The sequence below is a fragment of the Actinosynnema sp. ALI-1.44 genome (assembly GCF_001984155.1).
Lineage (GTDB): Bacteria > Actinomycetota > Actinomycetes > Mycobacteriales > Pseudonocardiaceae > Kibdelosporangium.
This window is the reverse complement of sequence record NZ_MTQO01000051.1, coordinates 81,777-105,792: the sequence shown is the minus strand read 5'-3', so window position 1 is coordinate 105,792 and position 24,016 is coordinate 81,777. Positions and strand designations below refer to the sequence as shown.

The 24,016-nt window shown below is 69.4% G+C and carries 23 protein-coding genes and 1 pseudogene; 16 read left to right on the top strand and 8 right to left on the bottom strand.

Features of this window, described 5'->3' with window-relative positions; all coding sequences use genetic code 11:
* The first annotated feature begins 117 nt into the window (after positions 1–117).
* Together ALI144C_RS35695 and ALI144C_RS35690 are read left to right on the top strand one after the other, a co-directional pair.
* Positions 118–1,299 carry a winged helix DNA-binding domain-containing protein gene (locus ALI144C_RS35695; RefSeq protein WP_076991652.1) on the top strand — a complete coding sequence of 394 codons (1,182 nt, stop codon included), beginning with the start codon at positions 118–120 and terminating at the stop codon, positions 1,297–1,299.
* A 3-nt stretch (positions 1,300–1,302) separates the two neighbouring features.
* Positions 1,303–2,424 (top strand): MFS transporter, encoded by a 1,122-nt coding sequence (locus ALI144C_RS35690; protein ID WP_076991651.1) that lies wholly within the window; start codon positions 1,303–1,305, stop codon positions 2,422–2,424.
* Between the two features lie 4 nt (positions 2,425–2,428).
* Here ALI144C_RS35690 and ALI144C_RS35685 read toward each other — a convergent pair whose 3' ends face one another.
* The 3 genes from ALI144C_RS35685 to ALI144C_RS35675 all read right to left on the bottom strand — a co-directional run bounded on the left by ALI144C_RS35685 (position 2,429) and on the right by ALI144C_RS35675 (position 5,274).
* Entirely contained in the window at positions 2,429–3,040 is a 612-nt protein-coding gene (locus ALI144C_RS35685) for a gamma carbonic anhydrase family protein (protein ID WP_076991650.1), read from the bottom strand.
* A 49-nt stretch (positions 3,041–3,089) separates the two neighbouring features.
* A complete protein-coding gene (locus ALI144C_RS35680) occupies positions 3,090–4,325 on the bottom strand; it encodes an MFS transporter (protein ID WP_076991649.1) in 1,236 nt (411 codons plus the stop codon).
* Between the two features lie 298 nt (positions 4,326–4,623).
* Positions 4,624–5,274 carry a TetR/AcrR family transcriptional regulator gene (locus ALI144C_RS35675; protein WP_076991648.1) on the bottom strand — a complete coding sequence of 217 codons (651 nt, stop codon included), beginning with the start codon at positions 5,272–5,274 and terminating at the stop codon, positions 4,624–4,626.
* Between the two features lie 80 nt (positions 5,275–5,354).
* On the opposite strand from ALI144C_RS35675, the gene ALI144C_RS35670 reads away from it, so the two are divergent.
* The 4 genes from ALI144C_RS35670 (at position 5,355) to ALI144C_RS35655 (ending at position 8,609) form a co-directional block, all read left to right on the top strand.
* Positions 5,355–6,272 carry an AurF N-oxygenase family protein gene (locus ALI144C_RS35670; RefSeq protein ID WP_076991647.1) on the top strand — a complete coding sequence of 306 codons (918 nt, stop codon included), beginning with the start codon at positions 5,355–5,357 and terminating at the stop codon, positions 6,270–6,272.
* 39 nt (positions 6,273–6,311) lie between these two features.
* Positions 6,312–7,139: an SDR family oxidoreductase gene (locus tag ALI144C_RS35665; protein WP_076991646.1), complete on the top strand. Its 828-nt coding sequence runs from the start codon at positions 6,312–6,314 to the stop codon at positions 7,137–7,139.
* Positions 7,140–7,210: 71 nt separating this feature from the next.
* A complete protein-coding gene (locus ALI144C_RS35660) occupies positions 7,211–7,732 on the top strand; it encodes a DUF6069 family protein (RefSeq protein WP_076991645.1) in 522 nt (173 codons plus the stop codon).
* Between the two features lie 85 nt (positions 7,733–7,817).
* Positions 7,818–8,609, top strand: a complete 792-nt coding sequence (locus tag ALI144C_RS35655) for a molybdenum cofactor biosynthesis F family protein (RefSeq protein WP_441297593.1) — start codon at positions 7,818–7,820, stop codon at positions 8,607–8,609.
* Positions 8,610–8,662: 53 nt separating this feature from the next.
* On the opposite strand, the gene ALI144C_RS35650 is transcribed toward ALI144C_RS35655, so the two are convergent.
* Positions 8,663–8,881: a hypothetical protein gene (locus tag ALI144C_RS35650; RefSeq protein WP_143231068.1), complete on the bottom strand. Its 219-nt coding sequence runs from the start codon at positions 8,879–8,881 to the stop codon at positions 8,663–8,665.
* 127 nt (positions 8,882–9,008) lie between these two features.
* Here ALI144C_RS35650 and ALI144C_RS35645 point away from each other — a divergent pair, with 127 nt between their 5' ends.
* Both ALI144C_RS35645 and ALI144C_RS54870 read left to right on the top strand, forming a co-directional pair.
* Positions 9,009–10,568, top strand: coding sequence for a dolichyl-phosphate-mannose--protein mannosyltransferase (locus ALI144C_RS35645; RefSeq protein ID WP_076991642.1), 1,560 nt, complete (start codon positions 9,009–9,011; stop codon positions 10,566–10,568).
* Positions 10,569–10,706: 138 nt separating this feature from the next.
* Positions 10,707–12,017 carry a lytic transglycosylase domain-containing protein gene (locus ALI144C_RS54870; RefSeq protein WP_143231067.1) on the top strand — a complete coding sequence of 437 codons (1,311 nt, stop codon included), beginning with the start codon at positions 10,707–10,709 and terminating at the stop codon, positions 12,015–12,017.
* Here the strand turns inward: ALI144C_RS54870 and ALI144C_RS35635 are convergent.
* Complete coding sequence (locus ALI144C_RS35635) at positions 11,899–12,372, bottom strand: Lrp/AsnC family transcriptional regulator (RefSeq protein WP_076992023.1); 474 nt, start codon at positions 12,370–12,372, stop codon at positions 11,899–11,901. The genes ALI144C_RS54870 and ALI144C_RS35635 overlap by 119 nt on opposite strands.
* A 110-nt stretch (positions 12,373–12,482) precedes the next feature.
* Here ALI144C_RS35635 and ALI144C_RS35630 point away from each other — a divergent pair, with 110 nt between their 5' ends.
* The 6 genes from ALI144C_RS35630 (at position 12,483) to ALI144C_RS35605 (ending at position 20,345) form a co-directional block, all read left to right on the top strand.
* A complete protein-coding gene (locus tag ALI144C_RS35630; protein WP_076991640.1) occupies positions 12,483–13,817 on the top strand; it encodes an aspartate aminotransferase family protein in 1,335 nt (444 codons plus the stop codon).
* A gap of 63 nt (positions 13,818–13,880) precedes the next feature.
* Complete coding sequence (locus tag ALI144C_RS35625; RefSeq protein ID WP_076991639.1) at positions 13,881–14,783, top strand: PE-PGRS family protein; 903 nt, start codon at positions 13,881–13,883, stop codon at positions 14,781–14,783.
* 149 nt (positions 14,784–14,932) lie between these two features.
* Positions 14,933–17,767: a S8 family serine peptidase gene (locus ALI144C_RS35620; protein ID WP_076992022.1), complete on the top strand. Its 2,835-nt coding sequence runs from the start codon at positions 14,933–14,935 to the stop codon at positions 17,765–17,767.
* A gap of 85 nt (positions 17,768–17,852) precedes the next feature.
* Positions 17,853–18,077, top strand: coding sequence for an AAA family ATPase (locus ALI144C_RS35615; protein ID WP_076991638.1), 225 nt, complete (start codon positions 17,853–17,855; stop codon positions 18,075–18,077).
* Positions 18,074–19,042, top strand: coding sequence for a hypothetical protein (locus tag ALI144C_RS35610; RefSeq protein WP_076991637.1), 969 nt, complete (start codon positions 18,074–18,076; stop codon positions 19,040–19,042). Before ALI144C_RS35615 ends, ALI144C_RS35610 begins: the two co-directional genes overlap by 4 nt.
* Entirely contained in the window at positions 18,939–20,345 is a 1,407-nt protein-coding gene (locus ALI144C_RS35605; RefSeq protein WP_076991636.1) for a M1 family metallopeptidase, read from the top strand. Before ALI144C_RS35610 ends, ALI144C_RS35605 begins: the two co-directional genes overlap by 104 nt.
* Positions 20,346–20,503: 158 nt before the next feature.
* On the opposite strand, the gene ALI144C_RS35600 is transcribed toward ALI144C_RS35605, so the two are convergent.
* Positions 20,504–20,851 (bottom strand): Lrp/AsnC family transcriptional regulator, encoded by a 348-nt coding sequence (locus tag ALI144C_RS35600; RefSeq protein ID WP_237774479.1) that lies wholly within the window; start codon positions 20,849–20,851, stop codon positions 20,504–20,506.
* Between ALI144C_RS35600 and ALI144C_RS35595 the strand changes: the two are divergent.
* Both ALI144C_RS35595 and ALI144C_RS59225 read left to right on the top strand, forming a co-directional pair.
* Positions 20,739–21,704, top strand: a pseudogene (locus ALI144C_RS35595) (FAD-dependent monooxygenase); the annotation flags it as partial. The gene ALI144C_RS35600 and the pseudogene ALI144C_RS35595 overlap by 113 nt on opposite strands.
* A 125-nt stretch (positions 21,705–21,829) precedes the next feature.
* Entirely contained in the window at positions 21,830–22,018 is a 189-nt protein-coding gene (locus ALI144C_RS59225; protein WP_441297592.1) for an aromatic-ring hydroxylase C-terminal domain-containing protein, read from the top strand.
* 220 nt (positions 22,019–22,238) lie between these two features.
* Here the strand turns inward: ALI144C_RS59225 and ALI144C_RS35590 are convergent, their stop codons facing one another.
* Positions 22,239–23,393, bottom strand: coding sequence for an MFS transporter (locus tag ALI144C_RS35590; RefSeq protein WP_076991635.1), 1,155 nt, complete (start codon positions 23,391–23,393; stop codon positions 22,239–22,241).
* Positions 23,386–23,910 (bottom strand): MarR family winged helix-turn-helix transcriptional regulator, encoded by a 525-nt coding sequence (locus ALI144C_RS35585; RefSeq protein ID WP_076991634.1) that lies wholly within the window; start codon positions 23,908–23,910, stop codon positions 23,386–23,388. The genes ALI144C_RS35590 and ALI144C_RS35585 overlap by 8 nt, the downstream gene beginning before the upstream one ends.
* Positions 23,911–24,016 lie beyond the last annotated feature (106 nt).

Genomic DNA, 24,016 nt, shown 5'->3' with positions numbered 1-24,016 from the left:
CACCTCCACTTTTGGACAAAGCGTCTAATGTTAGACAGTTTGCCACATGATCGCTTCCGAGCGTGTCGGCTGGCCGGGTTAGGGTGACGTCCGCACGGACAGGGAGCTCGGGGGATCATGAAACGTCGATTCGGCGCCGCGGAGCGGCAGGCGCGGCTGGGCCCGCGGCACCTGCTCGCGGCCGAGGCCAGAGCCGACGATCCGGTCCAGGTCGCCGACAGCCTGGTCGCGCTGCACAGCTCGGACCCGACCACCGTCTACCTGGCCGCGTTGACCCGCATGACCGGCGGGGACGTCAGCACGATCGAACACGTGCTGTACGAGGACAGGGCGCTGATCCGGCTGCTCGGCATGCGCCGCACGGTGTTCGTCGCGTCGCTCGACGTCGCCCCGCTCATCCAGGCCGCGTGTTCGCGTGGGGTCGCCGCCGCCGAGCGACGCAAGCTGGTCGGTTTCTTGACCGGCAGCGGCGTCGACGACGCCGAAAGCTGGCTGGCGGAGGTCTCGGAGGTGGCGCTGAAGGCGTTGACCGCCCGCGGCACGGCCACCGCCGCCGAACTGGCTGCCGACGACCCCCGCCTGCGGACCCAGATCGTCATCGCCAAGGGCACCACCCACGAAGGCACGCAGGGCGCTGCCAGCCGACTGCTGTTCCAACTGGCCGCCGAAGGGCACGTCGTGCGCGGCCGTCCACGGGGGACGTGGACCTCGCACCAGTACAACTGGTGGCCGACGACCTCGTGGACCGCCGACGGGCTCAACCAGTGGTCGACCCCGGACGCGGAGGTGGAACTGGCTCGCCGGTGGCTCGCCGCCTACGGCCCGGCCACGCCGGAAGACCTGCAGTGGTGGACGCGCTGGACCAAGACCAAGGTCAAGCGCGCGCTGGCGGAAGTGGGCGCGGTCGAGGTCGACCTGGACACCGGCCCGGGCGTCGCACTCGCCGACGATCTGGACCCCCTGCCGGAGACCGAGCCGTGGGCGGCGTTGCTGCCCGCGTTGGACCCCACCCCGATGGGCTGGCAGCAGCGGCACTGGTTCCTGGGCGAGCACGGCCCGAAGCTGTTCGACAACGTGGGCAACATCGGGCCGTCGGTGTGGTGGAACGGCCGGATCATCGGCGCGTGGGCCCAGGACGGCGCCGGTGACATCGTCCACCGGTTGCTCGAGGACGTGGGCACGGACGCCACAGCGGCCGTCGACGCCGCGGCCGAACGGATGACCAAGCTCCTCGACGGCCACCGTCTGACCGCACGCGCCCGCCGCAAGGTGTGGCTCGAGCAGGAGTTGACGGCGTAGCGCATGAAGTGGGGAGTGCACGGGCGAACGGTGGCGTTGTACGCGGGTGGCTTCATCGGGCCGTTCGCGGGCGGGGTCCCGACGACGATACTGCCCGAGCTGGGCGCGGAGTTCGGCGTGTCGGCGCAGACGGCATCGGTGTCGCTCACGGCGTACCTGGTCCCGTTCGCCGTGCTGATGCTGTTCTCGGGAACGCTGGGCGCCAGGTGGGGGCCTGAGCGGGCAGTGCGCGTCGCGTACATCGTGTACATCGCCGCGTCGGCGGTGTGCGCGTTGTCCGGGAGCTTCGGGGTTTTCCTGGGCGCACGGGCGGTTCAGGGCGCCGCGAACGCGTTCACGACGCCGCTGTTGCTGGCCGCGGTCGCGGCGGCGACACCGCCGGAAAGGCTCGGCCGGGCGCTGGGGTTGTTCGCGTCGTTGCAGGCGGCGGGCCAGACGAGCGCGCCACTGGTCAGCGGGCTCGCCGCCGAGGTCCGGTGGACGTGGGCGTTCTGGGCGGTCGCCGCTGTGGCCGCGGTGCTCGCCGCGGCAGGGGTCCCGCGAAGCGCGAAGCCCAGCGGACGGGTCCGGCTGCGGTCGGCTTGGCAGGCGCCGACGCTCTGGACAGCGCTCGTGGCGTTGGTGGCGTGGGCGAGCCTCGGCGGACTGTCGTTCATGGTCGCGTTGCGGGCCGAGGAAGTGTTCCAGCTGGGCGCTGGTGCACGAGGACTGCTGCTCACCGGGTTCGGCGTGATGGGCATCGTCAGCGCCCGATTCCTCGGGCACGCCATCGACCGCGTCGGGGCACGCAGGGCAGCGACGATCGGGGCGATCGTCGGAGCCGTCGCGATGGCCGGAATCGGCGTGGTGCCGTCGATCGCGGCCATGGCGGCACTGTGGGCGGTGGGTGGCGTCGCGGCGCAGCTGTTGATCGTCAGCCTGAACGCGCTCATGCTGTCCGGCGACGGCGAGAACCGGGCCGGTGCGGTCTCCGTCGTCCAAGCTGGACGGTTCTCCGGCGGCGCGCTGTCACCGCCGGTGTTCACCCCGGTGTACCAACTCCTGCCCGCCGCCGGTTTCCTGGCGCCCGCCGTGCTACTGGTCGTCTTCGCCCCGCTGGGGTTGTGGCGCGCCAGTCGGAAGTGACCACTCAGAGCACAACGTCGTCCTTGTGGGCGCCGAGTTCGGCCGAGCGTGCTTCGGTGGCGTGCTCGGCGCGTCGGCTCCGGTCAGTCCATACCGCGGTCGCGCCGAACGCGGTCTCGGCGAAGCCCACCGCGCGGATGGCGTCCGGCAACGCCGGATCACCGGGCGCCAGCAGCCGGACCGGCTCGCCCAACGCGACCGTGTACGGCGGCACGAAGTACTCGGCCGGGGTCTCGGTACGCGCGTGCACCAAGGCCCCGACCGCCACCGTTGTCCCCTCGGCCAGCCGCGCCGTTTGCAGCACAGTCACGCCGGTCGCGAGATAACAGCACCTGCCCACCGTGCACCCCAGCAAGGTCGCGTGTGGACCGACGAGGACGTGGTCACCGACGTCGACGGGCTGTGGCCCGGCGACGGCGGAGGCTCTGAGCACAGCGTGCTCGGCGATGATGCTGTACTCCCCGACCGTCACCCGCGAACCTTCCGCGTCCAGCACGGCGCCCGCCAGAACACGCGCGTGAGCGGCCACTTCCACGTCCCCGATGAGGGTCGCGGTCGGAGCCACGTAAGCGTCGGCGTGCACCCGGGGCTCTCGATCACGGTGTCGAACCAGCATGCCCGGACGCTACGGAACGACCACGGCAACGGCTGGCGGTTTTCCGACATCACGCCCGACGTCGGGAAGCCCGTGGCAGCGAAGAAGCGTGCGCGTGCACCCACCAGGCGAGCGGAAGCGCGACCAGCACCACCGCCTGGATCGCGAGCAACGCCGCGACGATGCCCCACCGGTCCGCCACCAGACCGGCTCCCAGGGCGACGAGTCCGTAGAGCACACTGCCAAGCAGTGACGCCAGCGAACCCATCGTCGCGCGTTCCCGGTCGGTGAACTCGCGCTGCAGCAACGTCTGTTGAGCGACCGTCGACATGCCGTACGCCGGTGACCCCAGCAGGACGGGCGAGAACACCGTCGGCACAACGAGCGCCACGAAGTTCGCCACGTTGTCGAACAGCTCACCGAACAGCAGGGTGCGCGTCGCGCCCACCCGGCCGATCACCCAGCCACTGACGCGGAAGCCGACGAAGGACATGCCGTGGCCGAAGGTGCGCCACAGACCCAGCGCCCAGAGCGGCCACAACCCGGCCACGAAAACAGGCGACAACTGGGCCGCGCTTTCGCCGCTGTAACGAAGCGCCGACACCAGAGTCATCCGGCGGAGTACCGGACTACGACGGATGCCGCGCAAGGCGGATCCGAGGTGCGCCAGCACTTTCGATTCGTTCGGGCCGTGCACCCGCGGTTCCCGGACCCGCAGGGCGACGAGCACGCACAGCACCTGCGGCACGACCGACAGCACGACCACCACACGCAGCGACCACACGCCGGCGACCACCCCGCCTATGGGTGCCGCCAGTGCGAGCGCGATCTGGAACATCGAGTTCACCCGGCCCGAGTGCCGGGGGAACTCGTCCTCCCGGCCGGCTTCGAGCAACGTGTCGTAGAGCAGCGACTCGTTGTTGCCGCTCCACAGCGAGGTCGCCAGTCCTTCCAGCACGACAGCGGCCAGGAGAAGGCCGTAGCCCGGCGCACCGGCGTACCCGAGGTGGGCGGCCACCATGACGACGGCACCGGCGATCATCGTCCCGCGTCGGCCGAGGCGGTCGGAGAGCACCCCGGTGGGGACTTCGAACGCCGCCGAAGCCAGCATCTTCACCGCCAGGAGGCTGGCGGCAGCGGCGTACGAACCGGTGACCTGAGCGAAGTAGATGACCATGATCGGCCCGTACATGCGGAAGTCGCCGAAGAAGTTGAACCAGCTCAGCAGACGGACAGTGCGGTCGACAGTCTGATCAGCGGATTTCGGAGCACGTACACGGAACAGCGAAAAACGACGAGCGGACACAGCAGAACTCCCGGAAGGCGAACGAGGACGCCAGACAGCGCCAAGGGCCGGTGACAGGTGTCATCTCGCCCCGGCGACCGGGATGTGTGCCGACTTCGCAGCTATACGCGCTGCTTCAGGAGCCTGCGACCGCGGTCACCCAAGGGCGAACGGGAGCTCCGGTGATCGTTTGGGACATCAGTGCTCCTCCATTCCCCGGGCGGACGGGATTCCGCGGCAGCGTCGACTCTAGCGGCCGACGGACCCACGTGTCCGCTGAATTGCGGACACGAGAACGGTGGCAGGTGCCGCTGTGGACTCAGGGGCTCGGGCGCAACGAGCGGACCACTGGCGTGAGGTAGAGGTCCGCGAGCCGCTGCCGCCCTTCCGGGGAGTCGACCGGCAGCACGGTGTCGGGGGTGATCACCAGCGAGATCACCGTGCGGACGAGCAGTTCGGCGGCGCTGTCGATGTCCTCGTCGGGCAGTGACACGCGGTTGGCGGCGATCTCGGCGCGGATGTGCCCGGCCAGCCACGCCCGCGCGGCGGCGATCAGGGTTCCCGCACCGGTGGTCAGGTGCGGCAGGATCAGCTCGGGTTCGGTGCGCAGCAGGCGGTTGAGCAGCCGGTGGCCGCGCAGGAACGTCAGCGCGAACGCCAGTCCCTCGACCAGTTTGGCCTCCGGGGTCGGCGGGGTGGCGATGACCGCCTCGACCTTGGTCAGGAACCGCTTCAGCTCCCGCATCAGCAGCGCGTCGAGCAGCTGGTCCTTCTTGGGGAAGTAGCGGTAGATGGTCACCCTGGACAGCCGGACCCGCTTGGCCACCTCGTCGACGGTGAAGCGGCGCAGACCGAAGTCCTCGGCCTGTCGCAGCGCGGCCCCCATGATCCGCTCGGTCACGTCGTCACCGGGCACGTCGGTGTCCAGCGCGCGGCGGAGGAGATCGGCGTCCAGCGTGTCGTCCCGCATGACCCGAGTTTACTACTTTACATTTTGACGCTCATTGTTACATTGGTCCATGTGGTGCACCGGCGCGACCAGGAGGTCCGATGGCTGAGCAGCTGAAGGTCGGCGACCGCGAGACGACCGCTCAGCGCCTGCTGAACGGCACGGCTCGCAAGTTCTACGACCCCGAGGTCGACATCGACTGGGACGCCCCGCTCGCCGACGGCAAGTTCTTCATCCCCCCGAACCTGGTGTCGCTCTACGGCACCAGGATGTGGGACGAGATGAGCCACGAGCAGCGCGTGGAGCTGTCCCGCCAGGAGATGATGAACACCGTCAGCGTGGGCATCTGGTTCGAGAACATCCTCAACCAACTCCTGCTGCGGATGGCCTACAAGCAGGACCCGACCAGCAGGCACGTGCACTACGAACTCGCCGAACTGGCCGAGGAAACCCGGCACATGACGATGTTCGGGATGCTGATCGACAAGGCGGGCGGACCGGCGTACCGCAACGACTTCCTGCTGCACAACGGCGGCAAGCTGCTCCCGCTCGTGATCGGCGGTCCCACGGTCTGGGTCGCCACCCTGGTCGGCGAGGAGATCTTCGACTCGCTGCAGCGCGACTTCATGAACCACCCGGACCTGCAGCCGCACGTCCAGCAGGTGATGCGGATCCACGTCCTCGAGGAGGCGCGGCACATCCGGTTCGCCAGGGAGGACCTGGTGCGGCGCATGGCCAGAACCCCGTGGTACGGCAAAGCCGTCGCCCGGTTCGCCGCCGGGTTCGGCGCGTACCTGCTCAAGTCGATCCTGACCAGGCCGGAAGTGTACCGGCGAGCGGGGCTGGACGTGCGCCGGGCCCGCCGGGAGGCACGCGGCAACGCGCACATCCACGCCACGTACGCGAGGGCATTCGAGAAGCTGCGCTCGTTCCTGCACGACCAGGGCCTGGTCAAGGGCCCGAACCGGGTGTTCTGGCGGCTGGCCAAGGTCGACCCGGACGGCAAGGGCGTGGTGTAGCCCAGGCATGGTTGCCGCCATCCGGGGTACGCGGCTGCCATGTCAACCATCGCACCTCTGGCAGAAGAACGACGGGGCCTGCCTCGCCGCGCCGTCGTCACTGGGGCTGACTCCGGCATCGGCAAGGCGGTCGCCGTCGCACTGGCGGGCGGCGGTGTCGACGTGGGCATCACGTACCACCAGGACGCCGACGGCGCGGAACGAACCGCACACCAGGTACGCGACAACGGCGTCGATGCGCACATCCGCCACCTCGACCTCACCGACCTCCCGACTGCGGCCGCCGCCATCGACGAGCTGGCGAACGACCTCGGGGGCATCGACGTGCTCGTCAACTGCGCGGGCACAGGCACCGCCGAGCCGGTCATGGACATGGACTTCGACCGCTGGCGCGAAGTGCTGTCGGTCGACCTGGACGGGGCGTTCCTGTGCACGCAACGCGCGGCCCGGCACATGATCAAGGCAGGCAACGGCGGCCGCGTCATCAACATCACCAGCGTGCACGAGCACGCACCCAGGATCGGCGCCGCGCCGTACTGCGCCGCCAAGGCGGGCCTGGGCATGCTGACCAAGGTCCTCGCGCTCGAACTCGCCGAGCACGCCATCACCGTCAACTCGGTCGCCCCTGGCGAGATCTCGACTCCGATGACCGGCCAGGAGGACGTCGACCCGCGCACCGAGCCGCGGCCGGGCGTCCCGTTGGGCAGGCCGGGCCACGCCAGGGAGGTCGCCGCGGCGGTGGCGTTCCTGGCCACACCGGCAGCGGGTTACGTCACGGGCGCGTCGCTCGTGGTGGACGGCGGCATGCTGCTGATGGGCCCGCAGGCCAGCCAGCTGCTGTCCGACGACACCTGGCGGCGGCCGTGACTTGACGAGCGGCCCGGCCGCCGAAGGACGACAATCGAGTGGTCCGGTCAGTCAGCGGAAAGGATTCCGGCATGGCCGACTACGACGGTTACGACAGTGTCGAGCGCCCCGGCGTCAACGCGGGCAGGCTGTGGGCGAGCGGGCTCGCCACGGCCGTGGTCGCCGCGCTGCTGGCCGTGGTGGGCATCCTGATCGCTCGGGGTGTCGTCGAGGTCGCCGTCCTCGCGCCCAAGGGCGAGGGGGTCTGGGGTAACGCCAACACGTTCACCTACGCGATGTTGTCGGGGCTGGCCGCGCTGCTGGCGACCGGCCTAATGCACCTGCTGATCATGGCCGTCGCGGCGCCACGCCAGTTCTTCACGTGGATCATGGTGCTGGCGACTCTGATCGCTGTCGTGCTGCCGTTGACGCTGACCGTCGAGACCGGCGGGAAGGTCGCGACCGCGGTGATCAACCTGGCCATCGGCCTGGCCATCACGACGATCCTCAACAGCGTCGCGGCCTCGGCGCAGACCATCCGGCGGCCAGGAGCACGCGGTGACGCGCCGACGCGGCAATGGGACCAGCCGCCCAGCACGTACTACGACAGCTGACCCGCAGCTGACCCATTGCCGGACCACCCCCGTTGGCCTATCGTATACGATATCTCCTCCCCATTGCGCACAGTGAGGTAGCGATATCGTGACGACCCTCTCCGACACCTCGACCTGGCTCCCCCTCGAAGGGCTCGCCCCCGGGTTCGACGCGTACAAGGCTCCCGCGGTCGACGACCTCGACGGCCGGACGTTCACCATCGACGACGACGGGGACACCGGCGCACCGGCGCGAACGGCCAGGTTCAGCGGATCGGACGTCGAGTGGGACGGCGCGACCGCCGCCTGCGAGACCTTCCTCGCCGACGACGACCTCTACTACGTCCAGTTCCACGCCGCGGCCGACCCGCGCGAGGCCGTCTCGCTCTTTCTCGACGTCCGTGACGGCCGGACCCTGGTCGTCACGACACGGATCAACGACAGCGGCACCCCGCGCGTGACCCAGGAGTTCCGGCCCGGCACGATCTCCGGCGCCGCCGTGCGCGGCGCGGCGATCGCACCGAGCACGACGCTGATCGGACGCCGGGCGATGTGGGTGTACAGCGAAGACCACGCCTACGAGCACGTGTACCTCAGCCCGCACTGGTACACGTGGCAGTGCCTGGCAGGCCCGGAACGCGGCCTCGCCGACACCGACGAGAACTCGGTGTACCAGGTCCGGCCGGGGATCTATGTCTTCACCTGGAGGGAGAAGGTGATCCCGTGCGCGGCGGTGACCATCGCCGACCACCGCGACGCCCGTGCGCTGCGCTCCCACGGCGCGCTCTTCGGACTCGACGAGTCCGGCGAGCACCCGACCCACTTCACCTTCGGCGCGCACGGGCGGCTGCTGAGCACCACCGTCCACCCCGATGCCCTCGATCCGGCCAGCCCCTGACCGGATCGTATATTATCAAGCCCGATGGTGCACTCCCGTATCACTCCTCGGGGTTACCGTCTGGGTGAATCGGGTGTCGACCCGGACTGGTCGTCGGCGGCCCCGCTGCCGCGGTCACCAGCCGAATGTGTCGTCGGTTGCTGGCCGTCGAGCTCCGTGACCAGATCGGGCCCTCCCCACTTGGAGTTGTCGTCGCCCTTGTCGAGCCGGTGTTTTCCCATCGCCAACCTCCCGAAAGCGAACTGCTGGGTACCCGCGACCACCGTCCTCAATGCTCCCTGTTCGGATGAACACAGGGGATCGCTGATCCAGGTGGTGCCCCGGCTGAACCACGACCACGCGAAGTGACATGATCGTTCGAGCAGTGGGTGAATCGTCTGTACGGGGGACACCACGAGGGTGCAGCACGACCAGTTGGCCGAATCCGGCCCGCCGCCGACCTCGCCGCCGCCGATTTCGCCGTCGCCGACGAGCGCGGTCGGCGCGCTGATCGGTCGCGCGTTACCCGGCGACCGGTTGCGCGGCTGGCTGGTCGCGGGTGTGCTGGCGGTCGTCGGCGGCTGGGTCCGCTTCCAGAACCTCGGCACCCCCACCGACCCGCGCGGCACACCGGTCTTCGACGAGAAGTACTACGCGGCGAACGCGTGGCAGATGCTGCGCAACGGCTGGGTCGAGGACAACCCGGGGTTCAACCTGACGGTGCACCCGCCGCTGGCCAAGCAACTTATCGCGCTCGGCGAGGCGCTGTTCGGCTACAGCGGCTGGGGCTGGCGGTTCGCCGCCGCGGCCGCGGGCACCCTGATGGTCCTGATGATCGTCCGGATCGCCCGGCGGCTGACCCGCTCGACGCTGCTCGGCGCGGTCGCCGGGGTGCTGCTCATCTGCGACGGCGTCGTGCACCTGATGAGCCGGATGGCGATGCTGGACATCTTCCTGGCGTTCTTCGTGCTCGCCGCGTTCGGCTGTGTCCTTGCCGACCGCGACCAGACACGGGAACGGCTCGCGATCGCGGTGCGGGAAGGCTGGGCGACCGAGTCGAACTACGGCCCGCGGCTCGGGTTCCGCTGGTGGCGCCTGGGCGCCGGCGTGGCGCTCGGTCTCGCGTGCGGCGTGAAATGGTCCGGGGTGTACTGGGTCGCCGGGTTCGCTGTGCTGGTCGTTTTGTGGGACGTCACCGCGCGGCGCGCGGCCGGGGTCGCGCATCCGTGGCTCGGCGTGGTCCGCCGGGACCTGGTGCCCGCGGTGTGGGCCCTGCTGCTGGTCCCGGTGCTGGTGTACCTCGGCACGTGGTGGGCGTGGTACGCCAGCGAGACCGCGGTGAACCGGCACCTGGCCGGTGACACAGGATCCTTCCTGGACATCGTGCCCGCGGCGCTGCGCTCGCTGTTCGAGTACAGCACGGACGTGCTCAAGTTCCACGAGACGCTGACCACGCCGGTCGACAAGCCGCACCCGTGGGAGTCCAAGCCGTGGACGTGGCCGATGGGGCTGCGGCCGATGCTCTACTTCCTCGACACCGCCGCCACCGGCTGCGGCGAGCCGAAATGCGTGCGCGCGACCATGCTGATCGGCACCCCGGCGATGTGGTGGCTGGCGCTGCCGATGCTCGCGTGGGCCCTGTGGCGCTCGGTCTTCCGGCTCGACTGGCGCTACGCCGCCGTGCTGGTGGCCTACCTGGCCGGTCTGCTGCCGTGGTTTCTCAACGTGGACCGGCAGATGTACTTCTTCTACATGACGCCGGCGTCCGCGTTCCTCGTCCTCGGCCTCGTGCTGGTGCTGGGGCAGGTCCTCGGCACCGCGCGGGAAGGCGTCGAACGGCGGGGCACCGGGCTGCTGGTCGTCGCGCTCTACATAGGACTCGTGGTGGCCAACTTCCTGTGGCTGTGGCCGATCCTCAACGCCGATCCGATCACCGAGGCGCGGTGGCAGGCCGAACTCTGGCTGCCGTCCTGGCGTTGACGTCCGGCGGTGGCCGGGGATTTTCGGCGTCATTCGAAAGTGTTCGGCTTGATCTTCCCCTCCGCGTCGCCGCGAACCGGCTTGTCCAGGCACAACGGTGACACTTGTACTCCGTTCGTGTGCATTTCGTTCCGCCGGATGACGTCTCATCCACTGGTCGACGAGTTGCGGGCGCACCGGAACACGGACACCATCCGCTGCATGCCGTTCCCCCGTGGTCCGAAGTGGACTATCCCGGCCGCAGTGGTCACCGCGAGCGCCGTGCTGGTCGCCATGACGTCGGGACCCGTGGGCAGATACGACCAGAACCAACGGCTCGCCGGGTCCTTCGTCGTACCACCGAGCGTGCCGGACGTCCCGAATTCGCAGGCACCGGCCGCGCAGTTCCGTGAGGACAAGAAAGCCGACGACATCGACAAGCCCGCTCCGGAACCGGTGGTACCGGTCGTGTTCGCCGGAGCCGTACCCTCGCGGGTCCTGGACGCCTACGAGGCCGCCCGTGACCGGATCGACCAGGCGCAGCCGGGCTGCCACCTGCCGCTGGAACTGCTCGAGGCGATCGGCAAGGTCGAGACGAACCACGCCCGCAACGGCCAGGTCGACAAGAACGGCACCACCCTGGCCCCGATCCTGGGCCCGGCACTCGACGGTGTCGGCTTCGCCAGGATCCCGGACACCGACGGCGGCCGCCTCGACGGCGACACGGTGTGGGACCGGGCGGTCGGGCCGATGCAGTTCATCCCGACCACGTGGCAGAACTGGTCCTCGGACAACAACGGTGACAACACCGCCGACCCGCACAACGTGTTCGACGCGGCCCTGTCCGCCGCCCGCTACCTCTGTGCGGACAACCGCGACCTGGCCACGCCGAACGGCGTCGACCAGGCGATCCTGAGCTACAACAACTCGGAGGGCTACCGGGTCGTCGTGCGGTCATGGATGACCGCGTACGCCAACGGGACATCGGTCATCCCGGACACGGTCGTCCCGGCAGGGTACGTGCCCGACGCGCCCCACGCCCCGACCGGCAGCACATCGGCGCCGACCACGACACCCCCGCCCCCCACCACTCCCCCGCCGACCGGCACCAGCCCGGTGACGCCACCGCCGAGCACGACACCGCCAGGCACGCCGCCGCCGTCCGGCAACCCGACCACCCCACCGCCGTCCACCACTCCACCATCCACAACGCCACCCACCACAACACCGCCCACCGGCACCAAACCGGCGCCACCGGCCCCCGAGTCGCCGGTCGAACCGTTGCTCGATGTGGTCTGTGACGTTTCGGCTGTGGTCGGCAAGGTGCTCGACCCGCTCGCGGAAGGCGATGTCAAGCAGCCGGGGTGCGCGGATCCGGTGCCAGCGGGACGGCCGACTTCAGCGTCTTCATCGCGAACCGGGACTGCATCTTCGCCAGGCCGGGCAGTGCGGTCAGCCGCTGGGTCATGAAGCGCTCGTAGGCGGGCAGGTCGGCCACAGCGACCAGCGCGAGGTAGTCCGGCGCGCCGAACATGCGGCGCACCTCGACCACTTCGTCGAACGACACCAGCGCCGCCTCGAACCGTTCCAGCGTGGCCTGCGCCTGGTCGGCCAGTTCGAGGTCGACGATGACCTCGAACCCCCGGTCGATGGCACCGGGGGCGACGTGCGCCTGGTAGCCGAGGATCACGCCGTCCTCCTCCAGCCGCCGGACCCGGCGCAGGCAAGGCGAGGGCGTCAGGCCGACGCGGTCCGCGAGTTCGGTGTTGGTCATCCGGCAGTCGCGACGCAGTTGGTCGACTATTGCGCGATCAATGCTGTCCACGCTCGGATTGTGCGCGACAGCCGCACCGGTGAGCAACAATCGCAATCGGCTGCCCCGGCGTTTGGCCTAGCCTGTGCGAACCACCGCTACGCCAGGCAAAAGGGCAGATCATGAGCGCTACCACCGACATCCAGGCGGCCACGACGGCCGGCGAGTTCTGGCCGACCGCTCGCCGCCACCTGATCCGCTACGCCCGCAACGACTTCGCGCCGACGATCATCGAGCGCGCGGCCGGGTCACACGTGTACGACAGCGACGGACGCGCGATACTCGACTTCACCTCCGGGCAGATGAGCGCGCTGCTGGGGCACTCGCACCCGGCGATCGTCGAGTGCGTCAGCCGCCAGATAGCCACGCTGGACCACCTGTTCAGCTGGATGCTCAGCCGTCCGGTGGTCGACCTCGCCGCCGCGCTCGCCGCGACCCTACCGTCCACGCTGAGCAAGGTCATGCTGCTGAGCACCGGTGGCGAGTCGAACGAGGCGGCCATCCGGATGGCGAAGCTGTACACCGGGCGCCACGAGATCGTCGCCTTCGACCAGTCGTACCACGGCGTCACCCACGCGTCCGTCGCGGCGACGTACAGCATGTCCCGCACGGGATACGGGCCCGTGGCGCCGGGCAACATCATCATCCCGACGCCCAACGCCTACCGGCCCGTGTTCGAGCGGGACGGGCACCACGACTGGCGTGCCGAACTGGACTTCGCGTTCACGATGGTCGACCGCCAGTCCGTCGGCAGCCTGGCCGCGTTCATCGCCGAACCGATCCTGAGCACCGGCGGCATCATCGAACCGCCACCCGGCTACTTCGCCGCGCTCCGGCAGAAGTGCGCCGAACGCGGCATGCTGCTGATCTTCGACGAGGCGCAGACCGGGCTGTGCCGGACCGGCGACTGGTACGGCTTCGAGCGCGACGGGGTCGTGCCCGACATCCTGACGCTGTCCAAGACGCTCGGCGCGGACCTGCCGGTGGCGGCGGTGATCACCAGCGACGAGATCGAAGCGGTCTGCCACGACCGCGGGTTCTACTTCGGCACCACGCACGTGTCGGACCCGTTGGCGGCCGCGGTGGGCCTGACCGTCGTCAACGTCCTGGCCGAGAACGGGTTCGACCAGACCGCCCGGCGGCTCGGCGACCGGCTGCGCGGCGGGCTGCTGGAACTGCGGTCGCGGCACGAGCAGATCGGTGACGTGCGCGGCCGCGGGTTGCTGCAGGGCATCGAACTCGTCACCGACCGCGCCACCAAGACCCCGGCCGGCGAGTTCGGCACCGAGGTCACCAGGACCTGCCTGGACAACGGCCTGCACCTGAACATCGTCCAGTTCCCCGGCAGCAGCAGCATCTTCCGGATGGCGCCGCCGTTGACCACGACCGAGGCGGAACTGGACCGCGGGCTGGACATCCTCGACCACGCGTTGACGACCGTCGCCCGGCGGGGCTGACTGAGCAGGCGCTCTGGGCTACTTTGATCCTTTCATCCCCGGCTGGCCCCAGGCAGGTGGACGATGAACAGGGACATGCGGCGGCTGCTGCGCACCGGCCCCTTCGACGTGGCGTTCGACGCCGCCATCGAGGCGTCCGGGCTGACGATGGAACGGTTGTGCGGCCGCCTCGCCGCGGACGGCGTGACGCTGAGCCGGACCGCGATCTCGTACTGGCGCACCGGCCGGAGCAGGCCGGAACGGGACGAATCGCTGGTCGCGCTCGGCGGGCTCGAACAGATCCTCGGCCTGCCACCGGCGTCGCTCGTCGCGTTGCTCGGCGGGCGCAGGCCGAGGGGGCGTTCGGCCGGGCGCCCACCGGGCACGTTGTCGCGGCAGGCGTTGCTGCCGTCGTGCGGACCGCTGCTGGCCGGGCTGGAGACCGCGTCGGACGGGCACCTGGACTTCCTCAGCGTCAACGACACCCTGATCGTCGACGAGAACACCGGCGAGCACCGGCAGCGGACGCGGTTGGTGTTGCGCGCCAACGCCGACCGCGTCGACCGTTACGTGGTGTGCCACGAGATCGACGATCCGGCGTACCCGCCGTCGGAGCTGGTCGGCGTGGCCTATTCCCGGCTCGGGCGGCTGCGCCGGGATACGGCCAGCCGGTCGCTGGTGGCGGAGTTCCTGTTCGACCGGCCGCTCAACCGCGGCGACCACGCGGTCATCGAGTACGCACTGCGGCTGCCGATGGGACAACCGCTCGATCACGTGTACCGGCGGTTCTCCCGGCCGACCCGGCTGTACACCGCGCAACTGCGGTTCGTCGGCCCCCAGCCCGGCCGGGTCCGCCGCTACGACCGGGCCGGGCTGCGTGGTCCGGAGAAGTACACCGAGGATCTGTGGCTCGGCGCCGCCGGAACCACCGCGCTGGTCGCGCCCTCGGTGCGGCCTGGCACGGTCGGCGTGCGGTGGGAGCGGTGAAACTGGGAAAAACTGTTTCGCGAAGTCGCCGTTGACCTGCGGGTTCGACGCGGACAACGCGCCTGTGCCGACAGGGAACATAGTCCTTCAGCTCTCCGGTGCCGCGGACTAACTTCCGGTTCTCTCCAGTACCCGAGGGAGTGAACCAGATGCCCTGCACACCAAGAACCCTGCTCGCGGCCGCCTTGGCGGCCGTGACAGTCACGGCGTTGGCCGCACCGGCGTCAGCCGCCGAACCTGAGGGCCAGGTCCGGGTCGCGGCGAAGAACCCCGTGCCCGGCGTGTACGTCGTCAAGCTGAACGACAACGCTCGTTCCACCAACGCGGCTGCCACCGCGAGCTCGCTGACAAACCGCTACGGCGGCACCGCGACCCACGTGCTCGAGAAGGTCATGCGCGGGTTCGTCGTGGAGAACCTCGACGAGCGGCAGGCCCGTCGTCTCGCCGCGAGCCCCGACGTCGCCTCGGTGACCCAGTCGGGCACCGCACGGGCCGCCGACGTCCAGGACAACCCGCCGAACTGGGGCCTTGACCGCGTCGACCAGCGTGACCTGCCGCTCGACAGGAAGTACAGCTACCCGGCCACCGCCGGTGCGGGCGTGAACGTCTACATCGTCGACACCGGGATCCGCTACACCCACCAGGAGTTCGAGGGCCGCGCGAAGTTCGGCGCCGACTTCGTCCAGCCGCCGACCAACGGCGACGACTGCGACTCCGCCAAACAGGGCCACGGCACGCACGTGTCGGGCATCGTCGGTGGCAAGACCCGTGGCGTGGCCAAGAAAGCGACCCTGTGGGCGGTGCGCATCCTCGGCTGCCAGTCCACCGGCAAGGACAGCGACATCATCGTCGGTGCCGAGTGGGTCGCCAAGAACGCGGTCAAACCGGCCGTGGCGAACATGAGTGTCTACGCCGACGACCCGAGCATCGGCGTGGACGCGATCAAGGGCGCCATCGCCTCCGGCGTGCAGTGGGCGCTGATCACGGGCAACAACGGCGGCAACGCCTGCGACTACGGCCCCGGCAGCCGCGTCGAGACCGGTGTGCGCGTGGCCAACTCCACCAGCAACGACCAGCGTGCCGGTGACTCCAACGACGGCCCGTGCACGGATCTGTTCGCACCGGGCAGCAACATCGACTCGTCGGTCAACAGCTCCAACTCCGCGTACGGCCAGAAGTCCGGCACCTCGATGGCCGCCCCGCACGTCGCGGGCGCGTTGGCACTGCGGCTGGGCGAGCAGCCCTCCGCATCACCGGCGGACCTGAAGAAGTGGGTCGTCGACAACGCCACCACCGGCAAGATGACCGGTATCCGGCAGGGCACGCCGAATCGGTTGCTGTACGTCCCGACCACGCCGCCCGCCACGAACGACTTCAGCATGGCGGCCAGCCCCGCGTCGGTCAGCATCGACCCGGGCGCGTCGGGCACCAGCACGGTCAACACCACCATCACCCGCGGCTCCACGCAGAACGTGGCGCTGTCGGCCAGTGGTCTGCCGTCGGGCGTGACGGCCGCGTTCGACCCGTCCGCTGTCACCGCGGGCAATTCCGCCACGTTGACGCTCAACGCGTCGGCCACCGCCAGCCCCGGCACGTACCGCGTCACCGTGACCGGCAAGGGAACTGACGTCACCCGCACCACCGAGGTGTCGTTGACGGTCAAGGGCCAGGTGTCCAACGACTTCAGCCTGAGCACCGACCCCGGCAGCGGATCCGTCGCGGCCGGTGGGTCGACGTCGAGCACGGTGAAAGCCACCGCCGTGCCGGGATTTGGGGCCGGTTCGGGCCCTGGCGTGATCGGCGGCTCGCCGACCACGGTCGCGAAGTACCCGTTCATCATCTCGCAGCACCGCACCGGCGGTGCACGGCCGCAGGAGCAATCCTGCACCGGATCGGTTGTGGGCAAACGGCTTGTGCTGATCGCCGCGCACTGCAAGTTCGCGCAGGGCGAGCCGAAGTACCTCGTGTACGGGCGTGACGACCTGGCCGCGACCAACACGGGCACCCGCATCGAGATCGAGGAGTACCGGACCCACCCCAACTACGACCCGAACGACGGGTGGCGGATCGGCTGGGACGTCGCGGTCATCGTCACGAAGACCGACATCCCGGTCCCGGCGGGAATGCGGTACCCGTCGATCGCGAAATCCAGCGACAGCCTGCCGTTGGGCACGCGGGGCACCGCGATCGGCTACGGCAAGACCGATTCGCAGGACGCCAACCGCAACACCCTGCTGCGCGAGATCGTGCTGCCGACAACGGACGACCAGAACTGCAAGAACATCAGCTCGCAGTTCGACGCGCGGTACATGTTCTGCGACGGCTACGGCAACGGCAGCGCCGGTCTCTGCCAGGGCGACTCCGGTGGCCCGTACTACTACAACGGCAAGATCTACGGTGTGTTCTCCTGGCTGCGCACCGACTGCGCGTCCTACAACGCACACGGCAAGCTGTGGGGCGTCATGGGCGACTGGGCCAACGAGCAGGTCGGCGGCGGCAATCCGCCCACCGGTGACATCTCGTTGTCCGCCAGCGGCCTGCCGTCCGGCGCCACCGCGACGTTCACCCCCGCCAAGGTCGACGTGGGCGGCAGTTCCACCCTGACGATCAGCACCTCGGCGGCCACCCCGGCCGGTGAGTACAAGATCACCGTCAGCGGCACGCGCGGCGACGTCACCCGCCAGACCACGTACACCCTGACGGTCACCGGTGGTGGCCCGACCACGCTCGCGCTGGCCGATCCCGGCACGCAGACCAGCAGCAGGGGCAAGGCGGTCAGCTTGCAGCTCAACGCGAGCGGCGGCAGCGGCGGGTACCGGTTCACCGCCACCAACCTGCCCGCCGGGCTCTCGGTCAACCCGGCCACCGGGCTGATCAGCGGCACCCCGAGCACATGGGCGAACTACCACCCGACGGTCACCGTGACCGACAGCGCCGGTGCCAAGGCGTCCGTGTCGTTCTACTGGTTCGTGTTCCCGAACTGAGCACGACTCGACACGGCCGGGTGGGAGCGAACAACCGCTCCCGCCCGGCGGTGCCGTTCTCGTACAGCACTTCCTGGGAGACGTGATGAAACCCGGTCGGTCCGTCCCACGGCTGCCCGAGCAACCGTTCGTCGGCCGCGTCGCCGAACTCGCCGAGCTGACCAGTGCGCTCACCCGCTCGCCCGGCCTGGCGCTGATCGAAGGCGAGGCAGGCGTTGGCAAGACGAGACTGGTACGGGAGCTGCTGCGACGCGACGAGTTCACCTGTGTCTGCCTCCGCTCACACCGGACGACGTCGCCGCTCTGGTGACGGACGCGCCGCCGGGTTTCGCGGTCGAGTTGCACTGCCGGACCGCTGGTATCCCGTTCGACGTCGATGCGGTGTTGCGGGATCCAGTCGGCGTCCCAATCCCGGTGCGCGACAGCATGTCCGCCCGCTTGGCTGAACTGGGCGACGACGGGACCGCGCTCGTGCGAGCAGCGGCGGTGCTGGACGCGCCCGCGACCGAGGAGGAACTGGCCGCCGTGTCCGGTGTCCCGCTCGGGTCGGTCGGGCAGGTGGTGACCAACGCGCTCGCGGCAGCCGTGTTGTTCGAGTGGGACACCGAACGCTATTGCCTGCGGCATCCGCTTGCCCGGCAGGCGGTGCACACATCCATCCCCCGCCCTCTCCGTCGTGCGCTGCACCTACGAGCGGCGGACCTGCTCAGCGCGCACCCGAGCCAGGCGGCGCACCATCACCGTCAAGCAGGCGACGTGCCCAACTGGGTGAGTCGCACGGTCACCGCCATTGACCAGGCGGCCGCTGCCGGAGACACCTCACCCGCATTGCGTGTGCTGGAGAACGCCCTGGCAGACGATCTGCTGCCCACGCATGCCGTGCACACACTCGCCACGCGGCTGAACCGTCTCGCGGTCATCGGTGTCGCGCGTGCCACGGTCCCGGCCGCCAGACCAAGCCATGCCCTGCGGTTCATGTCACGCATTGGTGTTCTCCCAAGTGGTGTCGATGGGGAAGTACTGATTATCCGGACAAAGGCGACGGGAATCGCCGGGAAACGCGCTCGCGGGGATATGTTGCCCTGGCGAGTCGGCACGGCGTGCGTCCAGGGAATGCGCCGGATCCGCCGCAAACGGACAGGAGCGTATATGAGGGGTCCAAAAACCGGTCGTGGTCGCGGCGGCCGTGCTGAGCTGCCTTTGCCTCGGCTCCGGGGTGGCCGTCGCGGGCGACGGCTGGGGTCAGCCGAAACCGGGCAGCGACGGCGCCGGTGACAGCTACTACCCACAGGACGGCAACGGCGGGTACGACGTCGCCGACTACAACCTCAAGGTTGGCTACGACCCGGCGTCGCACCAGCTCACCGGGAACCAGAACATCGCCGCTCGGGCGACGCAGTCGCTGAGCTCGTTCAACCTCGACCTGCATGGCCTGACTGTCGACTCCGTGCGGGTGGACAGGCGTGCGGCGGCGTTCAGCCGCAGCGGCGACCACGAACTGGTGATCACGCCGTCGCGTTCGCTGCGCCGTGGCCAGAACTTCACCGTCGAGATCGCCTACCACGGCGTGCCCGCGCCGATCAGCGACCCGTCGCTGGGCAACAACGGCTGGCAGTACACCAAGGCGGGCGGCGCGTTCGTCGCCGGGGAGCCGAAGTCTGCGACCACCTGGTACCCGGTCAACGACACCCCGCTGGACAAGGCCACCTTCCACCTCGCGTTCACCGTCCCGGACGTATGGGGCGTGATCGCCAACGGCCGCGAACGCGGCACCTTCAAGGGCAACGGCGGCACCACGCACGTGTGGGCCGAGGAAACGCCGATCGCGCCGTACATGACGACGGTCGCGGTCGACAAATGGACGTTCGACCGCCGCACCCGTGCGGACGGCACCCCGATTGTCAGCGCGTTCGCGCCCGGCGTCCCCGATTCGGCCAAACAGGCCGAAGCACGCCTACCGGAAATTCTCGACTTCCTCGAGTCGAAATTCGGCAAATACCCCATCGACGCGGCGGGCGGCATATTCCTCAACGAGGAAATCGGCTTCTCACTGGAGACGATGAGCCGCCCGATCTACTCGGCGGGCTGGGCGGGCACGATTCCGGTGATCGTGCACGAGAACGCCCACCAGTGGTACGGCGACTCGGTGGCCGTCCAACACTGGCGTGACGTGTGCCTGAACGAGTGCTTCGCGTCCTACGCGGAGTGGCTGTGGGACGAGGCCAAGGAAGGCGTCGACCTCAACACGGAGTACGCGGACGCCGTCAAGAAGGCCCCGACGAAGTTCTGGAACGGCAAGCTGTACGGCATGGGTCCGGGCAACGAGTTCAGCTACGTGTACTCGAAGGGCCCGCTGATGCTGCACGCGCTGCGCAACTACATCGGTCAGCACGCGTTCGACTTCGTGCTCAAGACGTGGCCGACGTTGCGCCGCGATGGCAACGCCTCGATGCAGGACTTCCAGCGTTACACGGAGTTCGTCGCGCACAGGAGCTTGAAGGGTTTCTTCGACGCTTGGGTTTACGGTGCTGGCAGGCCTGCCGATCAGTACTTGTTCCCCGGTGGTCTCAAGCCCTGACCCACCCCGTGTCCTCGTTCAGACACCCTGGAACATGCGTTCGGGCACCCCGAGGTCACGCTGCGTCTGGCAGCGGGATTCGAAGTGTCCGAACACGCGTCTTGAGGCGCCGGAAGGCATGTTTCGGGTGTCGGCGGGATGGACACGGCGTCGGCTGGTCAGCGGTGTGCGGCTCTTTTCAGTGTTCTGATCACTGTCGCCGTCTCGGCGTGGGTGATGGCGGGCAGTGCTGCCAGTCTGGTGGTCAAGTACCGGTACAGCTCCCTTTGGTCGGGGCACACCACGGTCGCGAACAGGTTCGTCGGTCCGGTTGTGGCGCCCGCGAACGCGACCTCCGGGTGCTCGGCCAACGCCGTGCCGGTCTGTTCCAGGTGGACGGGCGCTACCGAGAGCATGGTGCGATCCGACACGCCGAGTACCTCGGCGATCGCGCTGAACGCGGCCCTGGGGTCGATCTGCAGTGCGTGCACGAGCCGCCTGTCCAGCTCATCGAAGTCGGATTCCACCGAACTGACCGTACGGGTGTCGGATAGTGACGCCGCAGCCCCCGTTCCTGGCGCGGGTTGCCGGACGGGCGGAGCGTTGCCGTCAAGACGAACCAGAGGGGGCGAACCCATGGACACCGAAGTGCTCATCGTCGGCGCGGGCCCGACCGGCTTGACCATGGCCAACGAACTGCGGGTCGCCGGTGTGGCGGCCGTCCTGGTCGACAAACTGCCGCAGCGCAGCCACCTGTCCAAGGCCGGGGGTGTGCAATCCCGGACACAGCAGGCCTTCGACCAGCGTGGTCTGCTGGAACCGTTGCTGGCCACGGGGAGCTACCCGGCGGGCGTCGCGCATTTCGCCGGTATCCACCTCCTGCGGACCCGTGGCAGGCACCGGCTGCCGTGGCGGTCCATCCCGCAGGTGGCGATCGAGGGATTCCTCGAGGCGCACCTCGCCGCCGACGCCCGGCTTGACGGTGCCGAGCGTGCCGTGACGCATTCCCGCACTGCGGACGGGCACTGGGTCGGCGTGTTCCCACTGGGCACCGATCCGCAGGGCAGGCCGCTGTTCCGGCTCGCCATCGGCGGACCGGGTTCGCTGCCCAGGGACGTCCCGGTCACCGAGGACGAGATCCGTGACAGCCTCGGCGTCGTCTTCGGCGGCCGGGTGCGGCTCGTCGAACTGTGCTACGCCCGTCGGATCACCAACGCGGCCAGGCAGGTCGCCCGGTACCGGCACCAGCGGGTGTTCCTGGCAGGCGACGCCGCCCACATCCACCTGCCGATCGGCGCACAGGGCATGAACCTCGGGATCCAGGACGCGCTCAACCTCGGCTGGAAACTCGGCGCCGCCGTGCACGGCTGGGCACCGGAGCACCTGCTGGACACCTACCACGCGGAACGTCACCCGGTCGGGGCTGCCGTGCTGCGCAACGTGCAGGCGCAAAGCCTGCTGATGGACACGGTGTCCTGCTCGACCCCGCCGGTGAACTCACTGACGTGGACGCGCTGTGGTCCGGTCGGGTCGACCGTGTCGACCGTGTCGACGGCGTCACCGAGCCGATGCTCGTTCGCCCGGACGGGTACGTGTGCTGGGCCGGACCCGATTCTCCCGGGCCCGAATCGGCCCTGGGCCACTGGTTCGGCCAGCCCCACCGGGCGCGCCGGGAAGCACTTGCCACGGCCTAGGTTGGACGCGGCTCAGGTGGGTATTCACGAAGGCATGTGGATCGCGCTACTGACTCCGCTCGTGGTCATGTTGTTCGCGCTGGGAATGCTCCGCATGGAGGCCCGGCAGCAACGCCCGGCCGCGCTCGTGGACCGACGTACCGAGGGTGTTCGCCCGGCTTCCTAGTGAGCGTCCACTCCTCCAGGCGCGAAGGAGTGGACGCTTTCCCACGGACGAATCCTATTTGCCACGCGGTGGCGCGCACACCAGGCCCAGCGCGCAACATGCCGCCGCGGCGGCGAGGACGGACGGATACCCGACCTGGCCGACCAGCGCTCCGGCGACGGCGGGGCCGATGATGGTCCCGATGGTCAGCGCGGTGTTGACCGCGGCAAGACCGGCCGATGGGCGTTCAGCGAACACAGTGGAGCTCCACAGGCCCTGGGCGGCCACAACCGCGGCGTAACTGGCGCCGAACAGCACCGCGGCGATCACGACCAGCGGCAGCCGCGCGGTTCCGGTGCCGAGCAGCACCAGCGCTGCCGCGAGCAACGCCACACTGATCATGAATCCGGTGCGCAGTCCGAGCCACTGGAAGACCTTGCCTGTCAGGGACGCCAGCAAGCTGGCCGCGCCGCACACGGCGTAGACGATCCGCGCCGACGTGGCGGAGATACCGGCCTGCCGCATCGCGTCCACGCTGAACGCCCACCAGACCGCGCTGCCGAGGCCGACCAGCACGGCCGACGCGAGCAGCGGACCGGACCGCGGGCAGACGAACCACGACCAGCTCAACTGGATCGGACGGTCGGCCGTCGCGCCGCGAGAGGGCGCACGACGCACAGCGAGCCAGCCCACGCCGACCGCCACCGCGACGAACACCCACCAGGCGCTCCGCCAGTCCTGCCCGGTCACCACAGCGATCGGCCCGGCGATCGCGACGCCCCACCCGGTGCCGGAACTGATCGTCGACCACGCGAGCGCACGTCGTCCCTCCGGCAGCTCCGCGTCGACAATGTCGGCGTACGGCGGGAACGCCAGACCGGCGGCGGCACCGGCGACCATGACACCCGCTGCCAGCAAAACCACGCCGTCCGCGACGGCGACCAGCGCCATCCCGGTCGAGGCCAGCCCCGCCGCCGCGCCCACCGCCCAGCGCGGACCGAACCGGACGGTCAGCCAGACCACCGCGAAGTTGGCCACCAGGTACGACACGTACGCGCCGGACGAGATCAGCCCGGCGGTGTCGGCGCTCATCCGCAGCTCCGACTGCATGTCGGGCAGCAGCAGGCCGTACCCGTAACGGGCGAGTCCGAAGGTGACCGCGATCATCGCCGCACCGGGCAGCACCACCCGGCTGACGCCCGTTCGTTCCCGCACCAACGGCTTACCCATGCGGGTCACCCTCAATCACCGTGTGCTCGAGTGGACATCGCTTGCCCTCAGCGGCGCAGGCGTCCCGGTCGCACAACCTGCATACGCGCAACGCGGGCAACCGCGTCTCGGCCAGGCCGGTGACCATTTTGTCCAGCAACGACTCGAGCTGAGCGCGTTCCTGCGCGGACAACGCGCCGAGCGCCGCGGTGAGCACGGTTTGCCTGGATCTCAACACCCGTCGAGCCCGTGCACGGCCGGTACGGGTCAGCCGCACCAGGCGACTGCGGGCGTCCTCCCCCGCTGTGCGGGTGACCCATCCGGCGACCACCAGGCGGTCGACCAGCCTTGTCCCGCCGGAACTGGTCAGGCCGAGGACGTCGCCGAGCCACCGCACCGACCGGTCGGGGTGGGCCAGCAGCGTCACCAACGCCGCGCGTTCGGAACCGGGCATCGCCGAGCCGTCGATGTCCGCCGCCAGCAAGTGGTCGGCCAGCGCCAACGACTGCGCACCCAGCAAGTTCTCCAGTCGGCTCATCCGTCCATCGTCCAATAGTTGACTGACTCAGGCAAATTGGATGGCGCTGACCTGGCTGTCTCCCGACCAGAAGTGGACCGGTCAGCCGTTGACCCTTTCGGACCGG